The organism is Propylenella binzhouense (genome assembly GCF_009866965.1).
In the GTDB taxonomy this organism is placed as follows: domain Bacteria; phylum Pseudomonadota; class Alphaproteobacteria; order Rhizobiales; family Afifellaceae; genus Propylenella; species Propylenella binzhouense.
The window spans coordinates 1-8,283 of the sequence record NZ_SPKJ01000137.1; the positions used below are offsets into that span (position 1 = coordinate 1).

At 71.3% G+C, this 8,283-nt stretch carries 8 protein-coding genes; 4 read left to right on the forward strand and 4 right to left on the reverse strand.

Annotated features, from left to right (window positions below):
* From E4O86_RS21235 to E4O86_RS21245, 3 genes are all read right to left on the reverse strand, one after another.
* Window positions 1–1,306: LutB/LldF family L-lactate oxidation iron-sulfur protein (locus E4O86_RS21235; RefSeq protein ID WP_161142555.1), on the reverse strand; the 1,306-nt coding region annotated here is incomplete at its 3' end.
* 5 nt (window positions 1,307–1,311) lie between these two features.
* Entirely contained in the window at window positions 1,312–2,094 is a 783-nt protein-coding gene (locus E4O86_RS21240) for a (Fe-S)-binding protein (protein ID WP_161142549.1), read from the reverse strand.
* An 8-nt stretch (window positions 2,095–2,102) separates the two neighbouring features.
* Entirely contained in the window at window positions 2,103–2,954 is an 852-nt protein-coding gene (locus E4O86_RS21245; protein ID WP_205521025.1) for an FCD domain-containing protein, read from the reverse strand.
* Between the two features lie 137 nt (window positions 2,955–3,091).
* Between E4O86_RS21245 and E4O86_RS21250 the strand changes: the two genes are divergently transcribed.
* On the forward strand, window positions 3,092–4,417 hold the full coding sequence (locus E4O86_RS21250) for a DUF3422 family protein (RefSeq protein WP_161142550.1): 1,326 nt from the start codon (window positions 3,092–3,094) through the stop codon (window positions 4,415–4,417).
* 35 nt (window positions 4,418–4,452) lie between these two features.
* Here the strand turns inward: E4O86_RS21250 and E4O86_RS21255 are convergent, their stop codons facing one another.
* On the reverse strand, window positions 4,453–4,845 hold the full coding sequence (locus E4O86_RS21255; protein ID WP_161142551.1) for a c-type cytochrome: 393 nt from the start codon (window positions 4,843–4,845) through the stop codon (window positions 4,453–4,455).
* Between the two features lie 151 nt (window positions 4,846–4,996).
* Here E4O86_RS21255 and E4O86_RS21260 point away from each other — a divergent pair, with 151 nt between their 5' ends.
* The 3 genes from E4O86_RS21260 to E4O86_RS21270 all read left to right on the forward strand — a co-directional run.
* The gene (locus E4O86_RS21260) at window positions 4,997–6,493 is read left to right on the forward strand and encodes an FAD-linked oxidase C-terminal domain-containing protein (RefSeq protein ID WP_161142552.1); all 1,497 of its coding nucleotides are present in this window, start codon (window positions 4,997–4,999) and stop codon (window positions 6,491–6,493) included.
* Between the two features lie 17 nt (window positions 6,494–6,510).
* Window positions 6,511–7,731: a glycolate oxidase subunit GlcE gene (gene glcE / locus E4O86_RS21265; protein ID WP_161142553.1), complete on the forward strand. Its 1,221-nt coding sequence runs from the start codon at window positions 6,511–6,513 to the stop codon at window positions 7,729–7,731.
* Window positions 7,732–7,735: 4 nt separating this feature from the next.
* Window positions 7,736–8,283 (forward strand): 4Fe-4S dicluster domain-containing protein (locus E4O86_RS21270; protein ID WP_161142554.1); only part of this gene is annotated, 548 nt, incomplete at its 3' end.

Sequence of the window (8,283 nt, forward strand, 5' to 3'; positions counted from 1 at the left end):
CGCGCCGCGACAGGCCGGAGAGCGTGCGGGCCGCGAGCGCCGTCGCCGCGCGGTAGAGCGCGGGCCGGCGGGCGAGCGCCGCCCAGAGCGACAGGCCGAAGCGCTGCGTCGCCGGCTGCAGGCCGCGTTCGAACTCCTTCTCGCGCCAGTGCCGCATCAGGTTCGGAAGCGGGATGCGGACCGGGCAGACCGATTCGCAGCGCCCGCAGAAGGTGGAGGCGTTCGGCAGATCCTTGGTCCGCTCCAGCCCGAACAGCGCCGGGTCGAGCACCGCGCCCATCGGCCCGACATAGGGCGCGCCGTAAGCGTGGCCGCCGACCGCGTGGTAGACCGGGCAATGGTCCATGCAGGCGCCGCAGCGTATGCAGCGCAGCATCTCCTGGAACGCGGTGCCGAGCATGGCGCTGCGGCCGTTGTCGAGGATGACGACGTGATAGGCTTCCGGCCCGTCGGGATCCTCCGGCCGGCGCGGCCCGGTCGAGAAGGTGGTGTAGACCGACATGTCCTGGCCGGTCGCCGAGCGCGCCAGCACGCGCAGGAGCGTCGCCGCGTCCTCGAGGGTCGGCACCACCTTCTCGATCGAGGCGAGCACGATGTGGACCTTCGGGAGCGTCTGGCTGAGATCGCCGTTGCCCTCGTTGGTCACGATGATCGAGCTGCCGGTCTCGGCCACCAGGAAGTTGGCGCCGGTGATGCCGACATCGGCGGCGAGGAACTTCTGCCGCAGCACGCCCCGCGCCTCGGCGAGCAGGCTCGTCGGCTCGCGCAGGTCCCGCTCCGGCGGAAGATGCGTGTGGACGCGACGGAACTCCGCCTCGATCTGGTCGCGGTTGACGTGGATCGCCGGCGCGATGATGTGGCTCGGCCCCTCGCCGCGGAGCTGGATGATGTATTCGCCGAGATCGGTCTCGACCGGGACGATGCCGGCCGCCTCCAGGTGCGCGTTGATCGCGATCTCCTCCGCGATCATCGACTTGCCCTTCGTCACCGTGCGCGCCCCGGCGCCCCGGCAGATGGCCAGCACGATCGCGCGGGCATCCGCCGCCGTCTCGGCCCAGTGGACCTGCCCGCCCGCGGCCTCGGCGTTCCGCTCATAGGCCTCGAGGTAGAGATCGAGATGCGCGAGGGCGTGGTCCTTGATCCGCTTCGCCTCGTCGCGCAGCCGCTCGAATTCCGGCAGCGCCGCCACCGCCTGCCGCCGCCGCTCGACGAAGCCGCCGCCGGCATTGGCGAGCGCACGGCGGAGCTGCGGGTCGGAGAGCGCCGCGACGGCGTTCTCCCTGAAGGCGGCCGAGGTGATCTCCATCGCGCTCACTCCGTCTCGCCGGGCTCGCCGATCGCCGGGCCGTCGGCCATGCCGGCGAGCACCTCGGCGACGTGGCGCACCTTCACCGCGCTCCCCTCGCGCTGCAGCTTGCCGGCCATGTTCATGAGGCAGCCGAGATCGCCGGCAAGCAGCGTGCCGGCGCCGGTGGCGGCGACCTTCGCCGCCTTCTCCGCGACGATCGCGTTCGAGATCTCCGGATATTTCACGCAGAACGTGCCGCCGAAGCCGCAGCATATGTCGGCGTCCGGCAGCTCGGCGAGGCTGAGGCCGGCAACGCCCGCGAGCAGCCGGCGCGGCTGCGCGCGGATGCCGAGCTCGCGCAGGCCGGCGCAGGAATCGTGATAGGTGACGGTGCCCGCGAAGCGCGCCCCGACCGCCGCCACGCCGAGCACATCGGCGAGGAAGCTCGTGAGCTCGTGCGTCCGCGCGGCGAGCGCGGCGGCGCGGCCGCTCCAGTCCGGGTCGTCGGCGAGGAGCGCCGGATAGTGCTTCCGGATCATGCCGGCGCACGAGCCGGACGGCGCCACGACGTAATCGTGGCCCTCGCAGGCGGCGATCGTCCGCCGGGCGAGCTCGGCGGCGTCGCCTCGGTCGCCGGAATTATAGGCCGGTTGGCCGCAGCAGGTCTGCGCCGCCGGCACCACGACAATGCACCCGGCCTCCTCGAGCAGCTTGATCGCGGCGAAGCCGACGCTCGGGCGGAAGAAGTCCACCAGGCAGGTGACGAAGAGCGCGACGCGGGGCCGCGGGGGCGCGTTCGGGGGCAAGGGGGCTCCTATTCGGCGGCGGTGCGCGCGATCGGCCCGAGCCGCGCCGCGCGGCGATGGCTCTCGAGCCGGAGCGCGGCGACCGCCTGGCGGGCGTCGGTCTCGTCGATCGCGCGGACCTGCGTCCTGATGAAGTCGATATGGCGCTCCGCCGCCGCGCGCGCCTCCTCCGGCCGGCGCGCGACGATGGCCGAATGGATCGCGCAATGCTGCGCGAGCAGCGCCTCGCGCCAGTCGGGCCGCCGGTAGAGCTTCAGCCGGTTGTGGACGACGCCCTCGGCGATGAGGCGGTAGCAGGAGCGCATCACGTGCAGCAGGACGAGGTTGTGCGCCGCCTCGATCACGGCGTTGTGGAACTCCACGTCGATCCGCGCCTCCGCGTCCGGGTCGCCGGCACGGTGGGCGGCGAGCATGCCGGCCATGGTCTCGTCGAGGATGGCGCGGTCGGCTTCCGTCGCGCGCTCGGCGGCATGGGCCGCGGCGATCCCCTCGATGTCGCGGCGGAACTCCAGATAGTCCGCGTTCGCCTGCGCGTTCCGGCGCACGAGATCCGTCATCGCGTCCGTGAAGACGGCGCCGGTGACCTCGGCGACGAAGGTGCCCTCGCCGTGGCGGGTGCGCAGCAGGCCGCGTTCCTCGAGCGCCTTCAGCGCCTCGCGCAGGATCGGGCGCGACACGTCGAGCCGGAGCGCGAGCTCGCGTTCCGCCGGCAGCCGGTCGCCGGGATGCAGCACGCCCTCGAGGATGAGCGCCTCGATCTGGCCGATGACGGCATCCGCGGTGCGGTCGTGAGCGATCTTGTGGAACATGGTCTCGCCGGGCCGCCGACCATAGGCGGGGCCGCGCCTGCCGGTCAACATTCTTTGCCACCGCCCTTGTGCTGCTCGTGGAATGAATTTCCACATGCGATGCTTTGTCCCGCCGGCGGCCGTGGCGGCTGCCCGGCATCGTCGCGAGCGGCGACTTCCTGTAGGTGTCGGAGCGGGAGGAGGGGGCCATGAATGACAGCGAAACGCGCCGGGAGCCCGGCGGGGAGCCGAGCGGGGGATCGGGCGAGGCGCCGCTTGGCGCGCCCTACGGCCTGCGGCCGCATCCGCTGCGGCCGTTCATCCTCGGCGAGCTCCATTCCCGCCCCTTCCAGCTCGTCGCCGCCCCGCGCACCATCCTGCAGCTCGCCTTCCTCGCCGAATCCGGGCCGGACCAGGACGCTGCGACCGTCGGCCAGCTGGCACGGAGCCGCGGCCTCTCCGGGCCGGATCCCGAGGCCCGCCATTTCGCGATGAACTGGGGCCCCGGCCGGCTGCGCTGGGAGCGGCATACCGAGTTCACGACCTGGACCTGGGACGCGCCGTCCCCGGCCGATCTCGACGAGCCCGTGCGCGGCCATCCCTTCGGGGATGCCTTCCGGGGGCCGGGAGCGCTCGTCGCCGCGATCCGGCTCGATCTCTGCCCAGGCCCCTCCGGCGAAGCCGAGCTCGCCCGCTTCCATCCGACCAGCCTCTGCTATTCGGTGATGGACGGCGGCACGGCGCGGGCGGCCACCGACTTCCGGCAGGATGCCGACGGCTTCACGCGCATCCTCGTCTTCGATGACGGGCTCGGGGAAGCGCGCGCCGGCGCGCTGACGCAGCGGCTGATCGAGGTCGAGACCTATCGCACCCTGACGCTGCTCGGCCTGCCGGTGGCGCAGCGGCTCGCGCCGGCGCTCGGCCGGATCGAGGGCGAGCTCGCGCGCATCACCGCCGAGATGCGCAAGCCCGAAGGCCGAGACAGCCATGTGCTTCTCGACGAGCTGATCGCGCTCTCGGCAAACCTCGAGGCGGATGCGGTGGCGAGCCTCTACCGCTTCGCCGCCAGCCGCGCCTATGACGAGATCGTCGCCCAGCGGCTGGGAGTGATCGGCGAGCAGGCCATCCCCGGCTACGAGACCTGGCAGATCTTCCTGTCGCGCCGCATGGGCCCGGCCGTCCGCACCTGCCGCGCGGTGGAGAACCGCCAGGCCGACCTCTCGCGGAAGCTCGCGCGCGCGGCCGATCTCCTGCGCACCCGCGTCGACGTCGAGCTCGAGCGCCAGAACCGCGACCTGCTGAAGTCGATGGAGCAGAGGACCCGACAGCAGCTCAGGCTGCAGCAGACGGTGGAGGGGCTCTCCGTCGCGGCCGTCAGCTATTACGTCGTCGGCCTCCTCTCATATTTCGCGAAGGGGCTCGAATCCTACGCGCCGGAGTTCGATCCGGCGCTGCTCGCGGCCGCGGCGGTCCCGCCCGTCATGCTGGCGGTCTGGCTGCTCGTCAGGCGGATCCGCCGCGCGCACGCCGAATAGGCCGGCCGGCTCCGCGCCGGCCCTGGTTCGGCCGCTCAGCCGCCCTTGCTGAAGGATTTCAGGTAGGCGACGACGGCGTCGCGTTCGTCCTCCTTCTTGAGGCCGGGGAAGGTCATCTTGTTGCCCGGTATGAAGGCCTTCGGATTCTCGAGATATTTGTGCAGCGTCTCGTCGCCCCAGACGAGGCCCTTCTCGCCGGCTTCCTTCATCGCGTTGGAATATTTGTAGTCCGGGGCGGTGCCCGCGGTGCGCCCGACCACGTCGTTGAGTTCGGGTCCGACCCGGTTCTTGGCGCCTTCGCCGACGGCATGGCAGGCCGCGCATTTCTTGAACACGTTCGCGCCGGCCTTCTCGAGGTCGCTCTGCGCGTCGGCGCTCCCGACGGCAGCTCCGATGAGGACAGTCGCGATCGCAATCCGCTTCAGCATTCCGTTTCCTCCATATCCAGGCCGGGAGCCGACCAGCCACGTCTATAACATCGGGTAATGTGTATGTGTTGCCCCGCCGCGCGGCCGGCTCGACAGCAGCCCGGAAAGTTCGTAACTAGGTGGTCAAATATTCGGACCACCGGACGGACGAATGACGCGACTGGCTATGCCGAAGGCCGACGAGGGCGTCCTCGCCCGGCGGGGGGAAATCGCGGAGGCGCTGCGGGCGATCGTCGGGACGGAATGGGTCGTCGACCATCCGGACGGGCTGCGGCCGTTCGAATCCGACGGTCTGACCGCCTACCGGCAGACGCCCCTGGTCGTCGCGCTTCCGGAGAACACGGCCGAGGTGCAGGCGATCCTGCGCTATTGCAGCGGGAGCGGCATCCGTGTCGTCCCGCGCGGATCGGGCACGTCGCTCTCCGGCGGCTCCCTCCCGCTCGCGGATGCGGTGCTGCTGGTGATGTCGCGGTTCAACCGCATTCTCGAGATCGACTTCGAGAACCGCGCCGTCACCGTCCAGCCCGGCGTGACCAATCTCAACATCACCAACGCGGTGGCGGATCGCGGCTTCTATTACGCGCCGGACCCCTCGTCCCAGATCGCCTGCTCGATCGGCGGCAATGTCGCGGAAAATTCGGGCGGGGTGCACTGCCTGAAATACGGCATCACCACCAACAACATTCTCGGGCTCGAGATGGTTCTCGTCGACGGCGAGGTGATCCGGCTCGGGGGCAAGCATCTCGACGCGGAGGGCTACGATCTCCTCGCGCTGATGACCGGCTCCGAAGGGCTGCTCGGCGTCGTCACGGAGGTCACGGTCCGCATCCTGCAGGCGCCCGAGACGGCGCGTGCCGTGCTCCTCGGCTTTCCCTCGAGCGAGGACGGCGGGCAATGCGTCGCCGAGATCATCGCGGCCGGCATCATTCCGGGCGGCATGGAGATGATGGACCGGCCCGCGATCCATGCCGCCGAGGACTACGTCCGCGCCGGCTATCCGCGCGACGTCGAGGCGCTGCTGATCGTGGAGCTCGACGGGCCGAAGGGGGAGGTCGACTTCCTTCTGGACCGCGTCGAACAGATCGGCCGCGCGAACCGGGCGAGCTATGTGCGCGTGTCGCAGAGCGAGACCGAGCGGCAATTGTTCTGGGCGGGGCGGAAGGCCGCCTTCCCGGCGGTCGGCCGGATCTCGCCCGATTATTACTGCATGGACGGCACCATCCCGCGCAAGGCGCTGCCGGCGGTGCTCCACCGGATGCGGGAGCTCTCCGGGCAATACGGTCTCCTGGTCGCCAATGTCTTTCATGCCGGGGACGGCAACCTCCATCCGCTCATCTGCTACGATGCCAACAAGCCGGGCGAGCTCGAGGCGGCCGAAGCGTTCGGCGCCGACATCCTTCGGCTCTGCGTCGAGGTCGGGGGCGTCCTGACCGGGGAGCACGGCGTCGGCGTAGAGAAGCGGGATCTGATGCCGGCGATGTTTTCCGAGACCGACCTCATGCAGCAGCAGCGCGTCAAATGCGCCTTCGATCCCGATCAGCTCCTTAATCCCGGCAAGGTGTTTCCGGTGCTGCATCGCTGCGCCGAGCTCGGCCGCATGCATGTGCACCGCGGGCAGATGCCGTTCCCCGACCTTCCGCGCTTCTGACGGGGGAGGGAATGCCGATGGCAAACCAGGGCGCGACGTTCCGGCCCGACACGACCGAAGGCGTGCGCGAACTCGTCGCCTGGGCGGCGGCAGAGGCGACGCCGCTCGAAATCCTCGGCCATGGCACCAAGCGGTCGGTCGGGCGGGCGGTCCAGGCCGCCTATACGCTCGATCTCGCCGCCCTCTCCGGCATCACGCTCTACGAGCCGGAGGAGCTCGTGCTGTCCGCCAAGGCGGGCACCCCCGTGGCGGAGATCGAGGCGCTGCTGTCGGAGCACGGGCAGGAGCTCCCGTTCGAGCCGATGGATCACGGGCCGATCGGCGGCGGCGCGGCAGGGCGCGGCACGATCGGCGGAATCGTCGCCGGCAATGTCAGCGGGCCGCGCCGCATCAAGGCGGGCGCGGCACGGGACCACGTGCTCGGCGTCACGGCGGTCTCCGGACGCGGCGAGGTCTTCAAGGCCGGCGGCCGGGTCGTGAAGAACGTCACCGGCTACGACCTCGCCCGCGGCCTCGCCGGGTCCTGGGGCACGCTCGCCGTGATGACCGAGATCACGGTCAAGGTGCTGCCGCGCCCGGAAGCGACCGCCACGCTCGTGATCCGCGGGCTGGCGGACGGCGAGGCGGTGCGGACGCTTTGCGCCGCGATGGGATCGCCCTACGAGGTCTCCGGCGCGGCGCACCTGCCGTCCGCCGCGGCCGAGGCTGCCGGGCTCCCCGGCCGCCGTGCCGCCACCTGCCTCAGGCTCGAAGGTTTCGCGCCCTCGGTCGCCTATCGGCTGGAGCGGCTCGCAGCATTGCTCTCCGGCCTCGGCGGGGCCGAGCGGCTGGAAGGCGCGCCCTCGGCGGCGCTCTGGCGGGCAATCCGCGACGCCGCGCCCTTCGCCGGAAGCGACGCTCCGCTCTGGCGGGCGAGCGTGGCGCCGATGGCGGGGCCGGCCCTCGTCTCCGCCCTGGAGGGCCACGCGCTCTCCCATTTCTACGACTGGTCCGGCGGTCTCGTCTGGATCGAGGCCGGGAGCGGCATCGGCGATGGCGGGGCGGCACCGGTCCGGGCGGCGGTCGCCGCTACGGGCGGGGGCCACGCCACGCTCGTGCGCGGCGACGCCGCGGTCCGCGCCGCGATCGAGCCGTTCCAGACCCAGCCCGCCGCGCTGGCCGCGCTCTCCCGCCGTCTCAAGGCGCAGTTCGACCCGGCGGGAATCCTCAATCCGGGGCGGATGCCGGCGGCGAACTGAACCGATGCAGACCTCCTTCTCTCCCGCCCAGCTCGCCGATCTGGCAATCCGCGAAGCCGACGCCATCCTCAGGAAATGCGTGCATTGCGGCTTCTGCACCGCGACCTGCCCGACCTATGTCGAGCTCGGCAACGAGCTCGACAGCCCGCGCGGGCGGATCTACCTCATCAAGGACATGCTCGAGCAGGACAGGCCGGCCTCGTCCGAGGTCGCCCTCCACATCGACCGCTGCCTCTCCTGTCTCTCCTGCATGACGACCTGCCCGTCCGGCGTCGACTACATGCATCTCGTCGACCAGGCGCGCGTCCGGGTCGAGGAGACCTATCGCCGGCCGCTCGGGGACCGGCTGACGCGCTCCCTGCTGGCGGCGATCCTGCCTTATCGCGGCCGCTTCCGCCTGGCGCTCGCCGCCGCCTTCTTCGCCCGTCCGCTCGCGCCGGCTCTCGACGCCTTCGGCGGGCCTTTCCGCCGGCTCGCGGCCATGCTGCGGCTGGCGCCGGCCCGCTTCCCGGGCCGCGCGCCCGCAACGCGCATCCATCCCGCCGCCGGGCC

Coding starts and splice junctions, on each gene's coding strand:
- glcE (WP_161142553.1), top strand. CDS start 6,511: ATGGCAAACCAGGGCGCGACGTTCCGGCCCGACACGACCGAAGGCGTG.
- E4O86_RS21250 (WP_161142550.1), top strand. CDS start 3,092: ATGAATGACAGCGAAACGCGCCGGGAGCCCGGCGGGGAGCCGAGCGGG.
- E4O86_RS21260 (WP_161142552.1), top strand. CDS start 4,997: ATGACGCGACTGGCTATGCCGAAGGCCGACGAGGGCGTCCTCGCCCGG.
- E4O86_RS21245 (WP_205521025.1), bottom strand. CDS start 2,954: ATGTTGACCGGCAGGCGCGGCCCCGCCTATGGTCGGCGGCCCGGCGAG.
- E4O86_RS21255 (WP_161142551.1), bottom strand. CDS start 4,845: ATGCTGAAGCGGATTGCGATCGCGACTGTCCTCATCGGAGCTGCCGTC.